The sequence below is a fragment of the Chachezhania sediminis genome (assembly GCF_009765275.1).
Classification (GTDB): domain Bacteria; phylum Pseudomonadota; class Alphaproteobacteria; order Rhodobacterales; family Rhodobacteraceae; genus Chachezhania; species Chachezhania sediminis.
This window is the reverse complement of sequence record NZ_VOPH01000003.1, coordinates 99,800-121,214: the sequence shown is the minus strand read 5'-3', so window position 1 is coordinate 121,214 and position 21,415 is coordinate 99,800. Positions and strand designations below refer to the sequence as shown.

General features: G+C 66.4%; 18 protein-coding genes. 14 read left to right on the top strand and 4 right to left on the bottom strand.

Annotated elements, in window-relative coordinates; translation table 11 throughout:
- Positions 1 to 27 precede the first annotated feature (27 nt).
- Positions 28 to 1,083, top strand: a complete 1,056-nt coding sequence (locus tag FQK05_RS10020) for a YeeE/YedE family protein (protein WP_158966319.1) — start codon at positions 28 to 30, stop codon at positions 1,081 to 1,083.
- Between the two features lie 169 nt (positions 1,084 to 1,252).
- Entirely contained in the window at positions 1,253 to 2,350 is a 1,098-nt protein-coding gene (locus FQK05_RS10015; RefSeq protein WP_158966317.1) for a linear amide C-N hydrolase, read from the top strand.
- 195 nt (positions 2,351 to 2,545) lie between these two features.
- On the opposite strand, the gene FQK05_RS10010 is transcribed toward FQK05_RS10015, so the two are convergent.
- A complete protein-coding gene (locus tag FQK05_RS10010) occupies positions 2,546 to 3,214 on the bottom strand; it encodes a DUF1028 domain-containing protein (RefSeq protein ID WP_158966315.1) in 669 nt (222 codons plus the stop codon).
- Between the two features lie 149 nt (positions 3,215 to 3,363).
- Between FQK05_RS10010 and FQK05_RS10005 the strand changes: the two genes are divergently transcribed.
- The 10 genes from FQK05_RS10005 (at position 3,364) to FQK05_RS09960 (ending at position 15,717) form a co-directional block, all read left to right on the top strand.
- Positions 3,364 to 4,941, top strand: coding sequence for an ABC transporter substrate-binding protein (locus FQK05_RS10005; protein WP_158966313.1), 1,578 nt, complete (start codon positions 3,364 to 3,366; stop codon positions 4,939 to 4,941).
- A gap of 152 nt (positions 4,942 to 5,093) precedes the next feature.
- A complete protein-coding gene (locus FQK05_RS10000; RefSeq protein ID WP_158966311.1) occupies positions 5,094 to 6,041 on the top strand; it encodes an ABC transporter permease in 948 nt (315 codons plus the stop codon).
- Positions 6,038 to 7,903: a dipeptide/oligopeptide/nickel ABC transporter permease/ATP-binding protein gene (locus tag FQK05_RS09995; RefSeq protein ID WP_158966309.1), complete on the top strand. Its 1,866-nt coding sequence runs from the start codon at positions 6,038 to 6,040 to the stop codon at positions 7,901 to 7,903. The genes FQK05_RS10000 and FQK05_RS09995 overlap by 4 nt, the downstream gene beginning before the upstream one ends.
- A complete protein-coding gene (locus tag FQK05_RS09990; RefSeq protein ID WP_158967582.1) occupies positions 7,900 to 8,856 on the top strand; it encodes an ABC transporter ATP-binding protein in 957 nt (318 codons plus the stop codon). Before FQK05_RS09995 ends, FQK05_RS09990 begins: the two co-directional genes overlap by 4 nt.
- Complete coding sequence (locus FQK05_RS09985; protein WP_158966307.1) at positions 8,828 to 9,592, top strand: FadR/GntR family transcriptional regulator; 765 nt, start codon at positions 8,828 to 8,830, stop codon at positions 9,590 to 9,592. Before FQK05_RS09990 ends, FQK05_RS09985 begins: the two co-directional genes overlap by 29 nt.
- Positions 9,593 to 10,268: 676 nt before the next feature.
- A complete protein-coding gene (locus FQK05_RS09980) occupies positions 10,269 to 10,424 on the top strand; it encodes a hypothetical protein (RefSeq protein WP_158966305.1) in 156 nt (51 codons plus the stop codon).
- A gap of 174 nt (positions 10,425 to 10,598) precedes the next feature.
- Entirely contained in the window at positions 10,599 to 12,269 is a 1,671-nt protein-coding gene (locus FQK05_RS09975) for a thiamine pyrophosphate-binding protein (protein ID WP_158966303.1), read from the top strand.
- Between the two features lie 4 nt (positions 12,270 to 12,273).
- Positions 12,274 to 13,029, top strand: a complete 756-nt coding sequence (locus FQK05_RS09970; protein ID WP_158966301.1) for a class I SAM-dependent methyltransferase — start codon at positions 12,274 to 12,276, stop codon at positions 13,027 to 13,029.
- Positions 13,030 to 13,357: 328 nt separating this feature from the next.
- The gene (locus FQK05_RS09965; protein WP_158966299.1) at positions 13,358 to 14,848 is read left to right on the top strand and encodes a SulP family inorganic anion transporter; all 1,491 of its coding nucleotides are present in this window, start codon (positions 13,358 to 13,360) and stop codon (positions 14,846 to 14,848) included.
- A gap of 14 nt (positions 14,849 to 14,862) precedes the next feature.
- The gene (locus tag FQK05_RS09960; protein WP_158966297.1) at positions 14,863 to 15,717 is read left to right on the top strand and encodes a universal stress protein; all 855 of its coding nucleotides are present in this window, start codon (positions 14,863 to 14,865) and stop codon (positions 15,715 to 15,717) included.
- Positions 15,718 to 15,729: 12 nt separating this feature from the next.
- Here FQK05_RS09960 and FQK05_RS09955 read toward each other — a convergent pair whose 3' ends face one another.
- The 3 genes from FQK05_RS09955 to FQK05_RS09945 form a co-directional block, all read right to left on the bottom strand.
- Positions 15,730 to 16,026 carry a DUF2218 domain-containing protein gene (locus tag FQK05_RS09955; RefSeq protein ID WP_158966295.1) on the bottom strand — a complete coding sequence of 99 codons (297 nt, stop codon included), beginning with the start codon at positions 16,024 to 16,026 and terminating at the stop codon, positions 15,730 to 15,732.
- An 82-nt stretch (positions 16,027 to 16,108) separates the two neighbouring features.
- Positions 16,109 to 16,570, bottom strand: a complete 462-nt coding sequence (locus FQK05_RS09950; RefSeq protein ID WP_158966293.1) for a MarR family winged helix-turn-helix transcriptional regulator — start codon at positions 16,568 to 16,570, stop codon at positions 16,109 to 16,111.
- 124 nt (positions 16,571 to 16,694) lie between these two features.
- Complete coding sequence (locus tag FQK05_RS09945; RefSeq protein ID WP_158966291.1) at positions 16,695 to 18,125, bottom strand: hypothetical protein; 1,431 nt, start codon at positions 18,123 to 18,125, stop codon at positions 16,695 to 16,697.
- Between the two features lie 567 nt (positions 18,126 to 18,692).
- On the opposite strand from FQK05_RS09945, the gene FQK05_RS09940 reads away from it, so the two are divergent.
- Together FQK05_RS09940 and adh are read left to right on the top strand one after the other, a co-directional pair.
- Positions 18,693 to 19,454, top strand: coding sequence for a GAF domain-containing protein (locus FQK05_RS09940; protein WP_407644505.1), 762 nt, complete (start codon positions 18,693 to 18,695; stop codon positions 19,452 to 19,454).
- Positions 19,455 to 19,587: 133 nt separating this feature from the next.
- Positions 19,588 to 21,108: an aldehyde dehydrogenase gene (gene adh / locus FQK05_RS09935; protein WP_158966289.1), complete on the top strand. Its 1,521-nt coding sequence runs from the start codon at positions 19,588 to 19,590 to the stop codon at positions 21,106 to 21,108.
- Positions 21,109 to 21,415: the final 307 nt, after the last annotated feature.

Sequence of the window (21,415 nt, the reverse complement as noted above, 5' to 3'; positions counted from 1 at the left end):
ACCGCCCCGGGAAGGGGAGGAGGCGCGATGGACATTCCACTCGCGGAGGGCGCGATTGCCGCCCTGATCGGCGCGGGCGGCGGCCTGCTGCTGGGGCTGGCCGCCCGGCTGGGACGGTTCTGCACGCTGGGCGCGGTCGAGGATTTTCTTTACGGCAACACCGATCACCGCCTGCGGATGTGGGGCGTGGCGATCGGCACGGCGATGATCGCCGTCTTCGCCATGATCGCGGGCGGGCTGGTCCCGGCCGAAACCACGCCCTACCTCGCCACCGGCTGGAACCCTGTCGCCCATGCGCTGGGCGGGCTGATGTTCGGCGTCGGCATGGCGCTGGCGGGCAATTGCGGCTTCGGCGCGCTGGCCCGGCTGGGCGGCGGCGACCTTCGGGCCTTCGTGATCGTGCTGGTGATGGGGATCAGCGCCTATGTGGTGATGTCGGGCCCGCTGGCGGGCCTGCGGATCTGGCTGCTGCCCCCCGACCTGATCCAGACCGGCGAACCCACCGGCTATGCCCATCTTCTGTCGCGCAGCTTCGGCGTGCCCGTCGCGGTCCCCGGCATCCTGGCCGGGATCGCCGTGCTGGCCCTGTCGGCCGGGCGGAAAAGCTTTCTCGCGCAGCCCCGGATGCTGGGCTGGGGCACAGTCGTGGGCCTGGCCGTGGCCATGGGCTGGGCCGGCAGCGCCTGGCTCTACGACGACGGCTTCGGGGGCGTGGCGGTGCAAAGCTATACCTTCGCCGCCCCGCTGGGAGACACGATCCTTTACGCCATGACCGCCTCGGGCACGCCGCTCGGCTTTGCGGTGGGGGCCGTGGCCGGCGTCTGGACCGGGGCCTTCATCGGATCGCTCTGCAAGGGGCATTTCCGCTGGGAAGCCTGCGAGGATCCCCGGGAGCTGAAGCGCCAGATCTTCGGCGCGGGCCTGATGGGCGGCGGCGCCGTCCTGGCGATGGGCTGCTCCGTCGGTCAGGGCATCACGGCAATGTCGATTTTGTCCTATGGCGCGCCACTTAGCCTTGCCGGCATCTTCGCAGGCGTGGCCTTGGGCCTGCGCGCCATGATCGCCGGGTTCGACGCCGCCTGACATCTGCCGATCCCCCTCCCCGCCAGCCACGAGGTCAGCAAGCAGAGGAGAGGACCGCCCCCGGACGGGGTCGCCGGCCGCCGCAGGGGACGGCAGGATGCACGGGCCGGAGACACACAGGGCCCCACATTGGGCATACCGCCCGAACTGACCAGAAAGGACTTTCTTCATGCCAGCTACCCGCACCCTCCGCCGCCTGGCGGCCGGCGTGGCCGCCCTTGCGCTGTCGGCACAATCGGCCCTGGCCTGCACCGGGATCGTGCTTCACGCCGACAACGGCGACACGATCTTCGGCCGCACCATGGAATTCGGCCTGGACCTGGAATCCGAACTCTTGGCGGTGCCCGCGGGAACCAAGATCGAAACCCTGGTCATGAACCCCGACAAGACCGGTTTCTCCTACACCACGAAATACGGCTTCGTCGGCATGAACGGCCTGAACGCACCCATCGCCATCGACGCGATGAACAGCGAAGGCCTGCATTTCGGCGCCTTCTTCTTTGCCGGTCCCGCCGTCTTCCCGGAGGTCACGGACGAAACCCAGCCCACCGCACTGTCCAGCGAGGAAGTCGGCAACTGGATCCTGGGCAACTTCGCCACCGTGGCCGAAGTGCGCGAAGCGATCCACACGGTCAACCTGGTCGGCACGCCGATCCAGCAGCTCGGCAGCGTGGCGCCCCTGCACTATTCGGTGGTCGATGCCTCGGGCGATGCCATCGTGATCGAACAGACGACCAGCGGCCTGACCATCTATGACAACACTGTGAACGTCATTGCCAACAACCCGACCTATGACTGGCACCTGACGAACCTGCGGAACTATATCGGCCTGACCGACCTGAACCTGCCCGCCGTCACCGTGGGCCGGCAAAAGCTGGAACCCTTCGGCCAGGGCACCGGGCTTGAAGGGCTGCCGGGCAACGGGTCCTCGCCTGCCCGCTTCGTGCGCGCGGTGGCCTTCGCCAATACCGCCCAGCCGATGAAGGACGGCGACGAAGGCGTCTTCCGCGCCTTCCACATCCTGAACAACTTCGACATCCCCCGCGGATCGGTGGTCGAGAACCCCGAAACCGGCCAACCCGTCCTTGAATACACGGAATGGACTTCGGTCGCGGACACGAAGAACCGGGTCTACTACTTCAAGACCTACGAGGCACAGGCGGCCACCAAGGTCGACATCAAGGCAGCGCTGGACGGTCTGACCGTCCCTAGCAAACAGCCGCTGGAAACCACCTTCCAGGTGATCGACGCCACCAAAGGGTTCTGATCCGGTCGACGTCGGAAACCAGCCCTATCCGGCCACCGGCCGGGTAGCGCGCGGCAGGCCCCCCATTGCCAAAAGGGGCGGCGGCCGCTTCGGGACACCCTCGTGGGCCCTCTGCTCGCCTTCTTGCCCTTTCTTTGAACATCCCGCTCTCGCAGGTATCGGGAAGGACAAGCCACGGGCCGCCTGCCCCTTCCCCTACTTGTCCAGCATCCTGAACGGGTCAGAGGCGACCGGCACCTGCCGGTTCCACACGGCATATTCCCCCGTCGTCGCCTGGTGGTGCAGCGCCTCCAGCGCGCCGACCGGGTCGGTTTCGTGGTAATCCACCCGCAAGGTCAGGGGCGGCCGGTCCGGGTGCAGGACCAGCAGCGCCGCGGACAGAAGCCCCCGGCTGTCGCCGCCTGCGGCCTCGGCCGCGCGCAGCGCCGTCAGCAGGCGCAAGGTCAACGGCCCGTCGCCGATGACGACCGGGCCCGCCAGCGCCTCCAGCACCTCGGGCCCCGTCAACAGGTTGCCCGTGGCGATTCCGCCATCGAAAACCTTCGCCCCCTTCCAGTCGGTATTGCCCTCGCCCGTGTGGGACGCCACGCCGCCCGACAGGTCCAGGGCCGCCAGCTGCCGGTCGGCCCGGCCCGTGTCCGGGTCGGTTACCGCCTCCACCGCCTCGGCCGCGTTCCGGCCGGCCCGCATCGCGTCCAGCACGTCCTCGCCCCAGAAGGTCGAGGGCGCAGCCCCCTGGCTGGCGGACAGACCCGCCTTCAGATGTCCGCGCAGCACCCAGCCGCCGACGCACAGCGACCCGGTCGCGGCCGCCCCGCCCAGGGCGCCCGTCTCCTCGTCACGCACAAGAATCGAGAATGTCATGGCCCTGCTCCGCTCAGAATTTCGGCATTTATCATGAAAAATTGTATCTTCCATTTATCACGATAAATTTGCACTGTCATTTATCACGATAAATTCCCACAGTGGGGAAAGACAACCGCGCAAGGCGGAAAAAAACGGGAGACTCTGACATGCCATTCCTGAACTGGACCCGCCGCGGTCTTCTGATGGCCGCCACGGCAGCCCTGACTCTGCCGGTGCTGGCCCCCGGCGCACAGGCCCAGACGCCCCCCGGCGTCCTGATCGTGGGCCAGATCGCCGAGCCGAAATCACTGGACCCCGCCGCCGACACCGCCGTGAACGACTTCCGGATCCTGGTGAACCTGTACGAGGGGCTCACCCGCTACAAGTCCGGCACGCTGGAGGTCGAACCGGCCCTTGCCGAAAGCTGGACCATCAGCGACGACGGCACCGAATACACCTTCAAGCTGCGCCCCGGCGTGACCTTCCACGACGGCACGCCCCTGAACGCCGAGGCGGTGAAATTCAACTTCGACCGGATGCTGGACGAAGCGCATCCCTATCACGATACCGGCCCCTTCCCCCTGGCCTTCTTCTTCGGCTCGGTCGACAAGACCGAGGTCGTCGACGACATGACGGTCAAGTTCACCCTGTCGGCGCCCTACGCGCCCTTTCTGTCGAACCTCGCCTATCCGACCGGGCTGATCGTCTCGCCCGAGGCGGTGAAGAAGGACGGCAAGGATTTCGGCCGCGCACCCGTCGGCACCGGGCCCTTCAAGTTCGTCGAATGGAAATCGAACGAACGGGTCGTCATCGACAAGTACGAGGATTACTGGGGCGACAAGGCGGGCCTTCAGGCCGTGGTGTTCCGCCCGATCACCGATGCGAACACCCGGGTGGCGGAAATGCTGGCCGGCGGCATCGACATGATGGTCGAAGTTCCCCCGACCTCGATCGGCGAGTTCCGGACCGACGCCTACCAGATCTTCGAGGAAGCCGGCCCCCATGTCTGGTTCCTGATCCTGAACGCCAAGGACGGCCCCTTTGCCGACAAGAAGGTCCGGCAGGCAGCGAACTATGCGATCAACAAGTCCGCCATTGTGAACGACGTGCTGGAAGGCACGGCCACGGTCGCGGCGGGCCCGACGCCGCCCGCCTTCGGCTGGGCCTATAACGACAGCCTGGAGCCCTATCCCTACGACCCCGAAAAGGCCCGGGCGCTGCTGAAGGAAGCGGGGGCGGAAGGCGCCAAGCTGACCTTCTTCGTGACCGAAGGCGGGTCGGGCATGCTGGACCCGATCCCGATGGGCACCGCGATCCAGGCGGATCTGGAGGCCGTGGGCTTTGACGTGGAAATCCAGACCTATGAATGGAACACCTTCCTGGGAGAGGTGAACCCCGGCCTGTCGGGCAAGGCCGACATGGCGGAAATGGCGTGGATGACCAATGACCCGGACACCCTGCCCTACCTCGCGCTGCGGACGGAAGCCTGGCCCGACAAGGGCGGCTTCAACTCGGGCTATTATTCCAACCCCGAGGTCGACAAGCTGCTGGATGCGGCGCGAACCGAAACCGACCAGGCCAAGCGGGCGAAGCTTTACCAGCAGATGCAGACCATCGTGCAGGACGACGCGCCCTGGGTCTTCGTCGCGAACTGGAAACAGAACGCCGTGGCCACCGACCGGGTCGAGAACTTCGAACTGCAGCCTTCGTTCCTGCTGGAGTTGAAGGACGTCACCAAGAACTGACGCCCTCCCTCCGGGAAGAGCCGGGGCCGGCCATATCCCCATCCCCGATGGCCGGCCCCGCGCATATGACCCACGTTAAGACATGTGCGTATAACGCACAGCCGACCCCGCGCATGTCGCGCGACAGCCCCCAACGCGAAAGGCGGAAGGCCATGGGCAGCTACATCCTGAAACGTCTCGTCTCGGCCCTTCCGGTCCTTCTGGGCATCACCGTGATCGTCTTCCTGATCATGTCGCTGATCCCGGGCGACCCGGCCACGGCGATCCTGGGCTCCTATGCCACGCCGGACAATGTCGAGAAGCTGAACCGCGACCTGGGTTTGGATAAGCCCATGGTCACGCGATACTTCATCTGGCTGGGCAACATGCTGACGGGCGATTTCGGGCGGTCCTTTTCGTTGAACCGTCCGGTCATCGACGAGGTGCTGGAACGGTTCCATGCCACGCTGATCCTGGCCGGCACGTCCTTCGTGCTGTGCGCGGTCCTGGGCATCCTGGCCGGCACCGTGTCGGCCGCGCGGCAATACGGCGCCGCCGACAAGGCCATCACCTTCGTCGTGCTGATCGGGATTTCCATCCCGTCCTTCTTCCTGGGCATGATGATGATCCTGCTGTTCGCCGTCGATCTGCGCTGGCTGCCGGTGTCGGGGATGTACGCGATCTATGGCGGGGGCGACCTGCCCGACCTGATCTGGCACCTGATCATGCCCGCGACCGCGCTGGCCGCCGTCGCCACCGGCGTCGTCGCCCGGCTGAGCCGCGCCGCGATGCTGGAGGTCCTGCGCCAGGATTACATCCGCACCGCACGGGCCAAGGGCGTGCCGGAACGGAGGGTGATCATGGGCCATGCGCTGCGCGCCGCGATGGTGTCGATCATCCCCGTCCTGGGCCTTCAGGCCGGCTTCGTCCTGTCGGGCGCCGTCTATATCGAGATCGTGTTCCAGTGGCCCGGCATCGGCCGGATGCTGGTCGACGCGATCCTGAAGCGCGACCTTCTGCTGGTGCAGGGCGGCGTGGTCTTCGTCGCCGCCTGCTATGTCCTGTTCAACATCGCCGTCGACGTCGCCCAAAGCCTTCTGGACCCGAGGATCAAGACATGACCCGTTTCCTGAAGCTTCTGTTCCGCAACCGCCTGGCGGGGATTGGCGCCGTCGTGATGGGCCTGATCCTGGCTCTGGTCATCCTGACGCCGGTGCTGCCCCTGCAGGACCCCTATGCCACCGACCTTGGCGCCCGGTTCAAGGGCGCGCTTCAGGACGGGCACATCCTGGGCACCGATCACCTGGGCCGCGACCAGCTGAGCCGCCTTCTGTGGGGCACCCAGCTTTCGCTGCTGGTGGGCCTGGCTTCGGCCTTTGCTGCGGCCTTGATCGGGTCGACCATCGGCGTGATCGCCGGCTATTTCGGCGGGCGCACCGACAACCTGATCATGCGCGCCGTCGACATGGTCATGGCCTTTCCCTACATCCTGCTGGCGCTGGCCATCGTCGCGGCGCTTGGCCCCGGCCTGCTGAATGCGCTGATCGCGGTGGCGGCCGTGAACGTGCCCTTCTTTGCCCGCAACATCCGCGGGATCGTCGTCACGCTGGCGGGGCGCGAATTCGTCGACGCCGCACGGCTGGCCGGGATGGGCCACACCCGCATCATCCTGACGGAGATCGTGCCGAACGTCCTGCCCGTCATCGTCATCGCCATGTCCACGACCATCGGCTGGATGATCCTTGAAACCGCCGGCCTGTCCTTTCTGGGGCTGGGCTCGCAGCCGCCGCAGGCCGACCTGGGGTCCATGCTGGGCGAGGCACGGGCGGCGCTGATCACGCATCCCTTCACCTCGGTCGTGCCGGGGGTGATGATCTTCCTGATCGTGATGTCCATCAACCTCCTGGGCGATGGCGTCCGCGATGCGCTGGACCCGCGGCTTAAATCCGGCGCCCTGTCCCGCCCCCTGCCCGTCACGACGGTCGGGCGCGAGGGCCCGATCCCCGCCGCGACCGACGACCTGCTGGCGGTGCAGGACCTGCACACCCAGTTCCATGCCGGATCCCGGATCTTCCGCGCGGTCGGCGGCGTCGACCTGGCCGTGCGGCCCGGCGAATGCCTGGGCATCATCGGTGAAAGCGGATCGGGCAAGTCCGTGACCGCGCTGTCGATCACGCGTCTTGTCGCCTCGCCCCCCGGGGTGATCACCGGGGGTGCGGTGCGGTTCCGGGAGGCTGACATGATCGGCGCATCCTACGAGGAGTTGCGCCAGATCCGCGGTGACAAGGTGGCCTATATCTTCCAGGACCCGCTTTCCACCTTGCACCCGCTGTATCGTATCGGCGACCAGCTGGCCGAGGCGATCCGGGTGCACCACAAGGTCCCCAAGGACGAATTGCGGAAACGGGCCATCACCCTGCTGAAGGACGTCCGCATCCCCAACGCCGAAAGCCGGGTGGACAATTACCCGCACGAGATGTCGGGCGGCATGCGCCAGCGGGTCGGCATCGCCATGGCGCTGGCCAATGAACCGGACGTGATCATCGCCGACGAACCGACCACCGCGCTGGACGTCACCGTACAGGCCCAGATCCTGGCGCTGTTGAACGACCTGCGGCGGGAAAAGGGGCTGGCCATCGTCTTCATCACCCACGATTTCGGCGTCGTGGCGCAGCTTTGCGACCGGGTCGCCGTCATGTATGCCGGGCGCATCGTCGAAACCGGGCCGACGCAGGCCATCCTCGACGCCCCCGCGCATCCCTATGCCAAGCGCCTGATCGCCTGCGTCCCCGAACTGGGCCATGGCCGCCGCGAACTGGCCGCCATCCCCGGCCTGCCGCCGGCGGTGGACGACCTGCCCCCGGGCTGCGCCTTCGCGCCCCGCTGCGACAAGGCCAGTGCGTCCTGCTGCGAAGGCGACGTGCCGCTGATCGGCACGCCCCCCCGCGCCGTCCGCTGCCTCTATCCCGAGGAGAACGTCTGATGCCGGCCCTCACTGTCGAGAACCTGTCGAAGACCTTCCCCCGGTCCCGCCCCCTGTTCGGCAAGGCGGCCCCGGGCGTACGGGCGGTCCGGCCCATGTCCTTCACCGTCGAACAGGGCGAAACGCTGGGCATCGTCGGCGAAAGCGGCTGTGGCAAGTCCACGCTGGCGCGGATGCTGGTGGGGCTGCTGCCGCCCTCGGAAGGCGAGATCGTCATCGACGGCCAGGCGCCCGGCAAGGGCGATCCAACCGAATTCGGCAAGCTGATCCAGTATGTCTTTCAGGACCCCAACAGTTCCCTGAACCCCCGCAAGACGATCCGGCAGGTGATGGAGGCGCCGTTGAAGCACCTTCACCATCTGCCCGCCGACCAGCGGGATGCAAGGATCCGCGAAATCTTTGCCACCGTGTCCCTGCGGGAAAGCTTCCTCGACCGCTATCCGCACGAGTTTTCCGGCGGGCAGGCCCAGCGGATCGGCATCGCCCGGGCGCTGGCGGCGGACCCGCGGATCATCGTTCTGGACGAACCTGTCTCGGCGCTGGACGTGTCCGTGCAGGCGCAGGTCCTGAACCTGCTTGCCGGTCTGAAGGCGCGGCTGGGGCTGACCTACCTCTTCATTTCGCACGATCTGGCGGTGGTCGAGGCGGTATCGGACCGCGTCATGGTGCTCTATTTCGGATCGGTCGTTGAAATCGGCCGGGCGGACAGTATCTTTGCGCACCCGCGCCACCCGTATACCCGGCTTCTGGCCAATTCCGCGCCGGTGGTGGGGCGGCCGCTGACGGCGCCCGAACAGAAGGGGACGGAACTGCCCGATCCCCTGAACCCGCCACCGGGCTGCGCCTTTGCCGGCCGCTGCCCGAAGGCGACAGAGATCTGCCGGACCGACATCCCGCAGCTGAGAGACATGGGAGAAGACCAGCGTGCCGCCTGCCACCACCCGAACGACTAGCGAGGCACGGCTGTCCCGCCCCCAGCGCGTGGCGGAAGAGATCAAGGACTGGGTGGTGGAACAGGGCCTGCGCGCGGGCGACCGCCTGCCGGGCGAGGCCGCGCTGATGGCGCGCTTCGGCATGGCCAAGGGCACCATCCGCGAGGCGATGCGCATCCTTGAAGCGCAAGGCCTGATCCGCACCCGCACCGGCCCCGGCGGCGGTAGCTTCGTCCACGAGGTCAGCCGCCAGCGGGCCAAGGCGCTTTTGGGGAACTACTTCTACTTCAAGAACCTGACCATCGGCGACATCTACCAGCTGCGCCTGGCGCTGGAGCCGGAACTGGCGGCCTCCGTCGCGCCCCATATCGACCCGTCGGTCGTCGACATGCTGGAGGAACACGCCCAGATCTATGCCGAACCGCCCACCACGATGGACGAGGAACGCCTGCACCACATCGCGTCGCTGAAGTTCCATTCCCTTCTGGCGGAACAGGCGGCGAACCCGCTTCTGGGCTTCGTCATCGACTTCATGGCGGACCTTCTGTCGGACATCACGGTCTATCGCCGACTCTACGCGCCGCCGAACCTGACGCTCTGGTCCTCCGGCCGCGACCACCACGCCCGGTTGCTGGCTGCGCTGCGAGCCCACGACGCGGACGAGGCCCGCGCCATCATGGCCAGCCACATGCGGATCGCATGGTCGCATATGCAGGGACAGGAAGCCGAGCAGATGCGGCGGTTCATTTCGGAGTGAGCGTGTATACACCCTCCATGCCATGTACCAATTCGGCTTGCCTGATACTCAGAACACTGCAAGCCTAAGATTCTCTCGGATGCAACCAAGACACGGTCCAGCCGTTTAATCTCCGTCGTTGCGTGCGCACATAGGATGCGCGACCCTGAAGTTGCGCCATAGTAATTGCGGTGGGCCAACAACGGCAAACCGACGACGCAACGGATCTACACATGACGTGCGAAAACAGGGAATGCAGAACATGCACCTGTGGACGGATCGTCGAACAGCAGTTCGACAGGTTTCCGGCCAACAGCAACTTTGCGCCGGCTGCACGTCCGAAGAAGACCGTGTGTCGGGCCCCCAAGGCCGTCGTGATCCGGAATTGCGAGCGGTTCAAAGAAACGCTTGATCTTCTGTCGCAACGTTCCTCGTTGCGCACGAAGATGGCGAACAAACGTACCCTCTGGATGCTTCACGCGTGGACTTCTGCCACGAGCAAGCCTTGTCGTGGTATCCCAAGCACCGGAAGGGAAAGTTGAATCAAAGCGCGGTCGAAGGTGCGGTTCAACGTCCCCAGAACCACTACTTCTATGAAAGAGAGCGTGACCTGCTGCGCCTTGCTGCGCTTCTTTGGCACGCAGTTTCGATGGCGCACGCATAAGAAGACGGAAACAAGCGGACCGGGTTCATTGCCATGACGCTGTTCCTTGAAACCAACGGCATCGAACTGGTGGAAGACAAGGGATACCCCGGACGCTTCATCAACAACTGCTTCGAATGCAATGTGTTCTCGGTCGACAAACTGCACGACTTCCTGACGGCTCGCTGCCGCTGGATCACCGGAGAGTGACCAGACAGAAAGAGCCGCATTCTTGTGGACGCGCCCCCAAAGGACGTCGGCTGTCGATCTGCAAGGCTCCTGTTTTCGATGCACCCGGAGGACAGGCCGCCTAGGGGCTTGCACCCGGACGCGCGGGCGGGCCTAGTGGGGCCGTTCCAACTTCGTGACAGCGAGACCAAGACCATGACCGCAAACACCGAGAGCCGCGCCCGCACAGGCGGACAGATCCTGGTGGACCAACTGGCCATCCACGGCGTCAAGCAGGTGTTCTGCGTTCCCGGCGAAAGCTATCTGGCCGCGCTGGATGCGCTGCACGACAGCCAGATCGGCGTGACCGTCTGCCGCCAGGAAGGCGGCGCCGCGATGATGGCCGAAGCACAGGGCAAGCTGACCGGCGTGCCGGGGATCTGTTTCGTCACCCGCGGTCCGGGGGCGACCAATGCGTCAGCCGGGGTCCACATCGCGATGCAGGATTCCACGCCGATGATCCTGTTCGTCGGCCAGATCGCGCGCGAGATGCGGGGCCGCGAGGCGTTCCAGGAACTGGATTACCGCGCCGTCTTCGGGACCATGGCCAAGTGGGCGGTGGAAATCGACGAGGCCGCGCGGATGCCGGAAATCATCTCGCGCGCCTTTCATGTGGCGACCTCGGGCCGCCCCGGTCCGGTGGTGATCGGCTTGCCCGAGGACATGCTGGTCGAACTGGCCGACGTGCCGGATGCCCGCCGCTATACCGTTCCCAGACCGGCGCCGACCGCGGCGGATGTCGACACCGTGCTGGACGCGCTGGCCGCGGCGCAACGCCCGCTGGTCATCGCCGGCGGATCGCGCTGGACCGAAGGGGCCGTGCGCGACCTGGTGGCCCTGTCGGACCGGCTGTCCCTGCCCGTCGCCGTGTCCTTCCGGCGGCAGATGCTGTTTCCCAACGATCACCCGAACTATGTGGGCGACCTGTCGACCGGGCCGATGCCCGCGCTGTCGGACTATGTGAAGAACGCCGACACGATCCTGCTTCTGGGATCGCGCCTGTCGGAAATCGCATCGCAAAGCTATACGCTCTTCGACATCCCCGTGCCGAAACAGAAGCTGATTCACGTCCACCCCGACCCGTCGGAACTGGGCCGCGTCTACCAGCCGGATCTGGGCATCGCCTGTGCCGCGCCGGAATTCCTGTCCTCGGTCCTGGCGCAGGCCCCGGTGAAGGGGCCGGACCGGGAAAGCCTGCTGAAGCCCCTGCGCGAGGCGCTGGTGAAACGGTCCACGCCCCCTGCCCCGCGGGGTCAGGGCGTCGATCTGGGCGCGGTCATGACCTACCTGAACGAGGCGCTGCCACGGGATTCGGTCATCACCAACGGGGCCGGGAACTATGCCACCTGGGTGCACCGGTTCTACAAGTTCCGGGCCTTCAACACGCAGGCGGCGCCGACGTCGGGCAGCATGGGATACGGCGTGCCCGCGGCCATCGGGGCGGCACGGCTGGATCCCTCGCGCCGCGCAGTGGCCTTTGCGGGCGACGGCTGCTTCCTGATGCACGGGCAGGAATTCGCGACCGCCGTGCAATACGACCTGCCGGTGATCATCGTGGTCTGCGACAACGGCATGTTCGGCACGATCCGCATGCACCAGGAACGCGAATACCCGTCCCGCGTCGTGGCGACCGACCTGAAGAACCCGGATTTCGCGGCCTATGCCAAGGCGTTCGGCGGCCATGGCGAACGGGTCGAGAAGACCGAGGATTTCGCGCCGGCCTTCGAACGGGCCATGGCCTCGGGTAAGCCCGCCATCCTGCACTTGCTGACGGATCCCGATAACCTGACGGTCGATCGCACCCTGTCCCAGATCCGCGGGCAATAGGTCCATGGATCGCCTGCGTTTCCTGGTCGACCTTCACGGCCCCGCCGACCGGCAGGGCCCCGGAAGCGATCAGGCAACGCGCCAGGCGATCGCCCTGTCCGGGCTGGCGCCTTCGCCTGCGCTGCGGATCGCCGACCTGGGCTGCGGGACCGGTGCCTCGGCGCTGGTCCTGGCGGCGGAGCTGGGGGCAGAGGTCACGGCCATCGACGTGCAGCCGGATTTCCTGAACCGCCTGGCTCAGCGCGCAGATGCCGCCCGGCTGGCGGACCGGGTCACGGGCGTCGAGGCATCGATGACCGCCCCGCCCTTTGCCGACGGATCGCTGGACGCGATCTGGTCGGAAGGCGCGATCTACAACCTTGGCTTCGACGAAGGCATCGCCCGCTGGCGGCGGTACCTGAAGCCGGGCGGTATCCTGGCGGTGTCGGACCTGTGCTGGCTGACGCCCGACCGGCCGGCGGAGCTTCAGCATCTCTGGGCCACGGCCTATCCTGGGATCGGGACCGTGCCGGACCGCATCGCCGCGCTGGAGCGCGAGGGCTATGTCCTGCAGGGCTATTTCCCGCTGGATCCGTCCTGCTGGATGGAGAACTACTATCACCCCATCGAGGCGCGCTTTGCCGAGATGCGCACGGCCCATCCGGGCGACGCGGACACCGCCCGGATGATCGAGGCCGAAAGCCGGGAGATCGAGATCTACCGACGCTATGGCGCCTGGTACAGCTACGGCTTCTTTGTCGCCCGGAAGTCCGACCTTTAGGCCGGTCATGGCGCGTTGGGACCACGCGCCCTACGGCGGCGGTACGGGCGACGCCTGATCCCATGGGGCCGCGGGCCGGACCCGCCCGCGGGGTACGCGGGCCCCTCTCACATGACCGGCCGGGAACCACGCGCCGCCCGCGCGCCCAGCGATGCGCACGCCCCCGACCTGCGGTCCCCCCGCGGGGCATTACCGCATTGGCATTCTGCACTGCGGCGTCTATGCGGCTTGAAACATCAGCGGACAGACCCCAAGGCCCCGGCGCCGGCCCCTTCGGGACGCGACCGGCCGGGCCTTGCGCCAGGAACACAGACCGGACGGAGCGACCATGATCACATTCGACGCCTATCGCCGCCAATGGACGGGAAACATCCGCGGTGACGTCATGTCCGGCATCGTGGTGGCCCTGGCGCTGATCCCCGAGGCCATCGCCTTTTCCATCATCGCCGGTGTCGATCCCAAGGTCGGCCTTTACGCCAGCTTCTCCATCGCCGTGATCACGGCCATCGTGGGCGGGCGACCCGGCATGATCTCGGCCGCCACCGCCGCCACGGCCGTCCTGATGATCACGCTGGTCAAGGATCACGGGCTGGAATACCTGCTGGCCGCCACCGTGCTGGCGGGCCTGCTGCAGATCGGCATGGGCGTGCTGAAACTGGGGCAGTTGATGCGCTTCGTGTCGAAATCGGTGATGACCGGCTTCGTCAACGCGCTGGCGATCCTGATCTTTCTGGCGCAGTTGCCCGAACTTGACCCGTCGAAGGTCACATGGATGACCTTCCCGCTGGTAGCCCTGGGCCTGGCGATCATCTACCTTCTGCCGCGCGTGACCAGGTCGATCCCGTCGCCCCTTGTCAACATCGTCGTGCTGACCGGGCTGGTCTGGTTCCTGAAGGTCGATGTCCGCACCGTGGGCGACATGGGCGAGCTGCCGGCCACCTGGCCCCATTTCCTGATCCCCGACGTGCCGCTGACCTTCGAGACGCTGCTGATCGTCCTGCCCTATTCCGCCGCCATCGCCATCGTGGGCCTGATGGAAAGCCTGATGACCCAGAACCTGGTGGACGAACTGACCGACACCACGTCGAACCGCAATCAGGAGTGCATCGGGCAAGGTCTGGCCAACACCGCCACCGCCTTCATCGGCGGCATGGCCGGCTGTGCCATGATCGGCCAGTCTATGATCAACGTGAAATCCGGCGGGCGGGGGCGGCTGTCGTCCTTCGTGGCGGGTGTCTTCCTGTTGATCCTTGTCGTGGCGCTGCAGGACTTCGTGAAGATCATGCCGATGCCGTCGCTGGTGGCGGTCATGATCATGGTGTCCATCGGGACGTTTTCGTGGTCGTCGATCAAGAACCTGAAGACGCATCCGCGGTCGTCCTCGATCGTCATGATCGCGACCGTGGCGACCGTGGTCTATACCCACAACCTGGCCATCGGCGTGCTGGTCGGCGTGCTCCTGTCGGGGATCTTCTTCGCCGCCAAGATCAGCCAGCTGTTCCGTGTGACCTCGCATCTGAGCGGCGACGGCCGGACCCGGACCTACAAGGTCGAAGGTCAGTTGTTCTATGCCTCGGTCGAGGATTTCCAGAACGCCTTCGACTTCCGCGAAGCGCCCGAGAACGTGATCCTGGACGTGTCCGAGGCGCATATCTGGGACATCTCTTCCGTCCAGGCCATCGACATGATGGTCCTGAAGTTCCGCCGTGAGGGCGCGCAGGTCGAAATCGTCGGCATGAACCGCGCGTCCGAGACGCTTGTCGACAAGCTGGCCATCCACGATAAACCCGGTGCGCTCGACACGCTGGGCACACATTAAGGGAGGGCAGAGCCATGACCGACAAGATCATCGCCATGGTCGACGGGTCGATCTATTCGCAAAGCGTCTGCGACCACGTGGCCTGGGTCGCGGGGCGCACCGGTTGCGCGGTGGAACTGATCCACGTGCTGGGCCGGCGCGAAGGGGCAGAGAAGAAGGATTATTCCGGCTCCCTCGCCCTTGGCGCGCGGTCGCAGCTTCTGGGCGAGCTGGCGGAGCTGGACGCGCAACGCGCCAAGCTGGTCAGCCAGCAGGGCCGCGCCATCCTCGAAGACGCGCAGAAGATCGTGACCGATGCGGGCGTGACCGACGTGACCACGCGCCTCTTCCACGGCGACCTGGTCGACACGGTCATGGACCGCGAACAGGACGCCGATTTCGTGGTGATCGGCAAACGGGGCGAGGCCGCAGATTTCGCCAAGGCGCATCTGGGATCGAACCTGGAACGCGTCGTGCGGGCCAGCAAGCGCCCCGTCATGGCCGTCGCCCGCAAGTTCCGCCCCATCGAGAAGGTGCTGATCGCCTATGACGGCGGCGTCTCGTCCCGGAAGGCGGTCGAGCATGTCGCGCGGACGCCGCTCTATCGGGGGCTGGATGTCCACGTGGTCACCATCGGCACCTCGACCGAGGAGACCCGCCGCGGACTGGACGACGCCGAGGCGACGCTGGATGCGGCCGGGCTGGCGGCGACGTCCGGGGTGATCTCGGGCAAGCCGGATACGGCCCTGGCCGAATTCGTGGACCTGTCGGGCTATGACCTGCTGGTCATGGGTGCCTATGGCCATTCGCGGATCCGCACGCTGATCATCGGGTCGACCACGACCGAGATGCTGCGGTCCTGCCAGCGGTCCGTCCTTCTGGTCCGGTAACGGGCCTTCTGGTCAGGTGGCGGGCGCGTCCTGCCAGGTCATCGCCTCGAACCCGTCGCGAAAGGCAAAGCGTTTCAGGTGCTCGTCCATGACGGACTTGGCCCGCGGCAGGCTGTCCGCATCCGGGGCGGTGACATGGATGGTAAAGACCGCCTCGTCCGCGGTCATCGTCGCCGGGCCCAGCGGCATCGCGCATTCGCCCTTCCTGACGTCATAGGTGACCTCGATCTTGTGGGCGAAATGCTTGCACAGCTGCTGCAGGTATTTCGACGCATTTGGCGTCGCGTACGTTCCGGTGGAAGACAGCATGGGAACCCTTTTCCGATTGTTTTAGTCAACAACCCATGAGGTGCCGTGTTTTCCAGGCCGAGTCAATCGTGCGGCGCGACCGTCAGCCCGTCCCGGCCGGGGGATCGAGCGCCTCTGTCAGGTTGGTCCGCACACGGCGCAGCATGTCCAGCAGGGTTTCGACCTCCTCCGGGCTGAACCCCGCCAGCGAGGTGTCGTTGACGGCCCTCGCCGCCTTCTCCAGTGCGGGGCGCTTGGCGCGGGCGGCATCGGTCAGCCAGATCCGTTTGGTCCGCCGGTCCTTCGGATCGGGCTGGCGGGCGACCCAGCCGGCGCCTTCCATCCGGTCGACCAGCCCGCTGAGCGCGACCGTCCCGATCCCCAGCAGCCCGGCCAGTTCCACCTGCGACCGGCCGTCCTGCCGGAACAGGTGATTGATCGCATAGACCTGGGCCGACGTCAGGCCATGCCCTTCGACGCCCCGGTCGTAAAGCCGATTGCGCAGCCGCGCGACGTGCTGGAAGATCAGGCCCACGGCGTTTTCGGTCTGCTGGTCTTCGGTCATGCGGCGAGGCTCCTTCACTTCGCGCCGGCAACAGGGTCGCGGCACCGGTCAGGTAGCCTCTCGGCCCCGCGAATTTAAGACCGGGAATTCCAGACTGACGTCGGGGTCCCCCGGTGCCCTGACCCTAGCCGAAGGCCAGAAGACCCGCCGACAGAAGGACAAACAGCGCCACGCAGTAGCTGCCGTTCCAGCGCATCGCGATTTCCCCCGGTTCGTGCCCGATGATCCGCCCCAGCATCCGGGTCGAGGCCGCGAAGGGGCCGGAATTGACGATCCAGGCCCAGGAACAGGTGGCCATGATGGCCACCGTCAGCGGGTCCATGTCCAGGTCGGGGATGTGGGGCAGCACCTCGACCGCGATGGTGACCGTCAGGATCGGGTTCAGCCCCAGCATGCCAAGGCCCGCGATGAACCAGAAGGCCAGCATCAGGATGCTTCCGGAGTTCAGGCCGATGGCCCGGATCCATTCGCCCGTGGCTTCCACGTCCACGACCGGGGCCAGAAGCACCCCAATGAAGGAGGACGCGGCGAAAATCCCGATCTCGGAGTGCATTTCCGACAAGGACGGCAGGGTCACATGGCGCAGGCGGCCCCATGTCCGGGCCAGCGGCCGGTCCACCGTCCCGCGCATCTGCAGGAAGATCCAGAGGATCGAAAAGACCGGCACGATCAGCACCAGCCCGCTGATCAGGCTGATTGACAGAAGGCTCGACACCGCCAACGCCCCGCCCGGCAGCGCGACCGCCAGCACGACCAGGTTCAGAAGCGGGGTCAGCGGCTCGGGCCGGCCGCTGGCCGCGCCCCGCGACGGGGCGGGATAGGTCAGCCGGTCCACCGCCCAGCCCAGCCCCAGATAGGCCAGGCTCAGGCAGATCCCGTAGGGCGCGATCTGCGCCCATTTCAGGTCCGGCATGGACGACAGCAGGATGACCAGCGTCACCGCCACGGGCGACCACATCGGCACGGTGGCAAAGCCCCGCAGGATCGCCAGCGACATCCGTTTCAGCCGGATGTCCGCGATCCGGTCCCCGGCGGTGGGGCGGTTCGCCTCCACCCCCTGCTGGACGATGTTGGCAAGAAGATTGACGCCGCCCAGGTTCAGCAGCATCCCGAACAGCGCCCCGCCCGAGGTCAGAACCAGATAGCGCCGGCCAGGGGGCTGGTGGACCAGCACATGCCCGCAACGCCGGATCATGGGAGAGCTTCGCGCCGCCGATTGCAGGAAGCCCAGCACCGTCACGAAGGCGGTCAGGAACATCGCGCGGTCCGTCGCCTCGACCAGGCCCGCCAGGGTCAGCTTGCCCAAGCCCGCCACCAGGATCACGACCGCGCCCGAGGCAAGGGCGAGCACCTTCGCCACCCGGGCCAGACGTTTCCATTCCAGCCCCATGAACAGCAAGATCAGCGGTCCGCCCAGGGCCGCCGACCACGCGCCCGCACCAAAGATCCAGGCCAGCGTGGCCGCGACCAGCGCCAGCATCGTCATGGCGGACAGGGGCAGGCCCGTCGGCAGTTCGATATCGGGGGGTCGGGACGGGTGGTGGTCTGGTGCCAAGATAGGGGCCCTGTCTGGGATCGTCGTCGGGGCCGCATCCGCCACGGGATTGCCGCCCCGCCCCCTTCCTTCTGCCCAGACAGGCCAAAAGGCCAGACTTAAATGCGCAGGCGTATAGTTCCGATGCGATCCATCACGCCCTTGCGGCCGTCGGGACCGGGCCCGCGCACCCCGCTTGTCGAGCCCGTCACGGGAAGGCAGGGACGGGCGCTGGCGGGCACGGATTGGGCATGGACGGGCATGGGACGTGTATGGACGGCGACGAACGGGCCACCCCGCGGCCCCCTGCCCCGGCGGCCGGGTGCCCGTCCTGCCAAGGGACATTCCCCGATGGCAATTTGTGGTCTATGTTCCACGAAAGGGAGGAGAAGGGTCTTGGCTACAGCTTCTCAACATGTTGCCCGCGTCGTGGAGATCGCGACCGATCCCGGCGCTGCCGCCCGGTCGCGGCTGGCCGCGTCCTGGCGCCGGTCGCTGGACCATTACAAGCTGGACCCCGCCCAGAAACGGGCCGTGCATCGGATCGACGCCGGCGCGCTGTCGGGACGGCTGGACCGGGCCGCCACCATGCTGCGGGTGGCGGCGCCGAAGCTGGACGCGCTGCACCAGCTGGTCGGCGCCTCGGGCTGTGGCGTGATGCTGACGGATGCGGAAGGCGTCGTTCTGGCCTCCCGCGCGGCGGATGCCGACCTAAGAGTTTTCCACGCCTGGGGCCTGGCGCCCGGCTCGGACTGGTCCGAAGCGTCGGAAGGAACCAACGGCATCGGCACCTGCATCGCCGAGGCGCGGCGCATCATCATCCACCGCGACGAACATTTCCACGCTCGCAATACCGCGATGAGCTGCATGGACGCGCCGATCTTCGGCGCCGAGGGAGAGCTGATCGGCGCGCTGGACGTGTCGTCCGCCCGCGCCGACCAGACCGAAGGCTTCAACCGCCTGATCGCTGCCATGGTCGCCCAGACCGCCAAGCAGATCGAGGTGGAAACGTTCCGCGCCGCCTTCCCCGGCGCCCGTGTCATCGTGGCCGATACCGACGATGCCGAAGCCGCGATGCTGCTGGCCGTCGATCCCAACGACATCGTGCTGGGCGCAACCCGTGGCGCGCGGAGGGCCTTTGGCCTGGCCGCGACCGGGCCAATCTCCGCCCTGCCCGCCTCCGACCTTTTCGGTCGCGAGGATGGGCCCACGGGGTTCGAAAAGGCCGAACGGGCCGCCGTGATTCGCGCCCTGACGCGCGCCGGGGGCAACGTGTCCGAGGCCGCCAGGACGCTGGGGATCGGACGCGCGACGCTCTACCGGCGCATGAAACGGCTGAATATCGGCTGAAGCGGGCCCCGAACTGTCTCAACCCTGAGACAGTTGCCCGGATCTGCCCCCCGGCGCCGGCCGACAGGCGGCCTGACCGGTGTCACATTCCCTGTAACCCCGGCGGAGGAGCCGAGGCGTCAAGGAGGACACCATGAACGAACTGACCCAGGTCACGGCCGAGTACACCTCGCCCTTCAAGAGCCGCTATGACAACTTCATCGGCGGCAAGTTCGTGGCCCCGGTGAAGGGCCAGTACTTCGACAACATCACCCCGATCACCGGCGCCAAGGTCTGCGAAGTCGCCCGCTCCACCGCCGAGGATGTCGAGCTGGCCCTGGACGCGGCCCATGCCGCCAAGGACGCCTGGGGCAAGACCCCGGCCGCCGAACGGTCGAACGTCCTGCTGAAGGTCGCCGACCGGATCGAGGAAAACCTGGAACTGATCGCGACCGCGGAAACCTGGGACAACGGCAAGCCGATCCGCGAGACGATGGCCGCCGACATCCCGCTGGCGGTGGACCACTTCCGCTATTTCGCCGGCGTGCTGCGGGGCCAGGAAGGCGCGATGTCGGAAATCGACAACGACACCGTGGCCTATCACTTCCACGAACCGCTGGGCGTCGTGGGCCAGATCATCCCCTGGAACTTCTCGATCCTGATGGCGGCATGGAAGCTGGCGCCGGCGCTGGCGGCGGGCAACTGCATCGTGATGAAGCCCGCCGAACAGACCCCGGCCGCAATCATGGTGCTGATGGAATGCATCGCCGACCTTCTGCCCGACGGTGTCCTGAACATCGTCAACGGCATGGGCCCCGAGGTCGGCAGCCCGCTGGCTGAATCCCCGCGCATCGCCAAGATCGCCTTCACCGGATCGACGGAAACCGGCCGCATCATCATGAAGGCCGCGACCAAGAACCTGATCCCGGTGACGCTGGAGCTGGGGGGCAAGTCGCCCAACATCTTCTTCTCGGATGTGATGGCCGAAGACGACGCTTTCCTCGACAAGGCGGTCGAGGGCTTCGTCCTGTTCGCCTTCAACCAGGGCGAGGTCTGCACCTGCCCCAGCCGCGCGCTGATCCAGGAAGACATCTACGAGAAGTTCATCGAACGCTGCATTGCCCGGGTGAAGGCGATCAAGCGGGGCGATCCGCGGGAACTGGACACCATGGTCGGCGCGCAGGCCAGCCGGGAACAGCAGGACAAGATCATGTCCTACCTGACCATCGGCGTGGAAGAAGGCGCCGAGGTGCTGGTGGGCGGCGATGCCGAACGCTTCAACGGCGAACTGTCGGGCGGGTTCTACATCCAGCCGACCATCCTGAAGGGCCACAACAAGATGCGGGTCTTCCAGGAGGAGATCTTTGGCCCGGTCGTGTCGGTGACCACCTTCAAGACCGAAGAAGAGGCGCTGCAGATCGCCAATGACACGATGTACGGCCTGGGCGCCGGCGTCTGGACCCGTGACGGCACCCGCGCCTATCGCTTCGGCCGCGAGATCGAGGCCGGCCGCGTCTGGATCAACAACTACCACGCCTACCCGGCACACGCGGCCTTCGGCGGTTACAAGCAGTCCGGCATCGGGCGCGAAAACCACAAGATGATGCTGGACCACTATCAGCAGACCAAGAACATGCTGGTCAGCTACAACCCGAACAAGCTGGGGTTCTTCTAGGGGACCGATCCGGGCGCCCGCTTCACCCTCCCTCTCGCCAGGGTGCCCGGGGAAGACACTTGGAAGCAGAACAGGCCGGGGCCGCGTCCCCGGCCTGTTCGCGTTTGACGACCCGCGATTGCATCGGCGGGCCGGTCCTTCCTGCGGTCCCGACAGCCCCGGGTCTTCGGATCGGTGGCGGCACGCGCCCGTCAAAGTCTTGACGCAAGGTCAATATCAAAGGTGAATTGTCAGACGGTCTGACATCATTCTAGCGTTTTACAAGGGGAGAGGGCGCCAAGTGCAGTGCGTGGACGAACATTTTTCG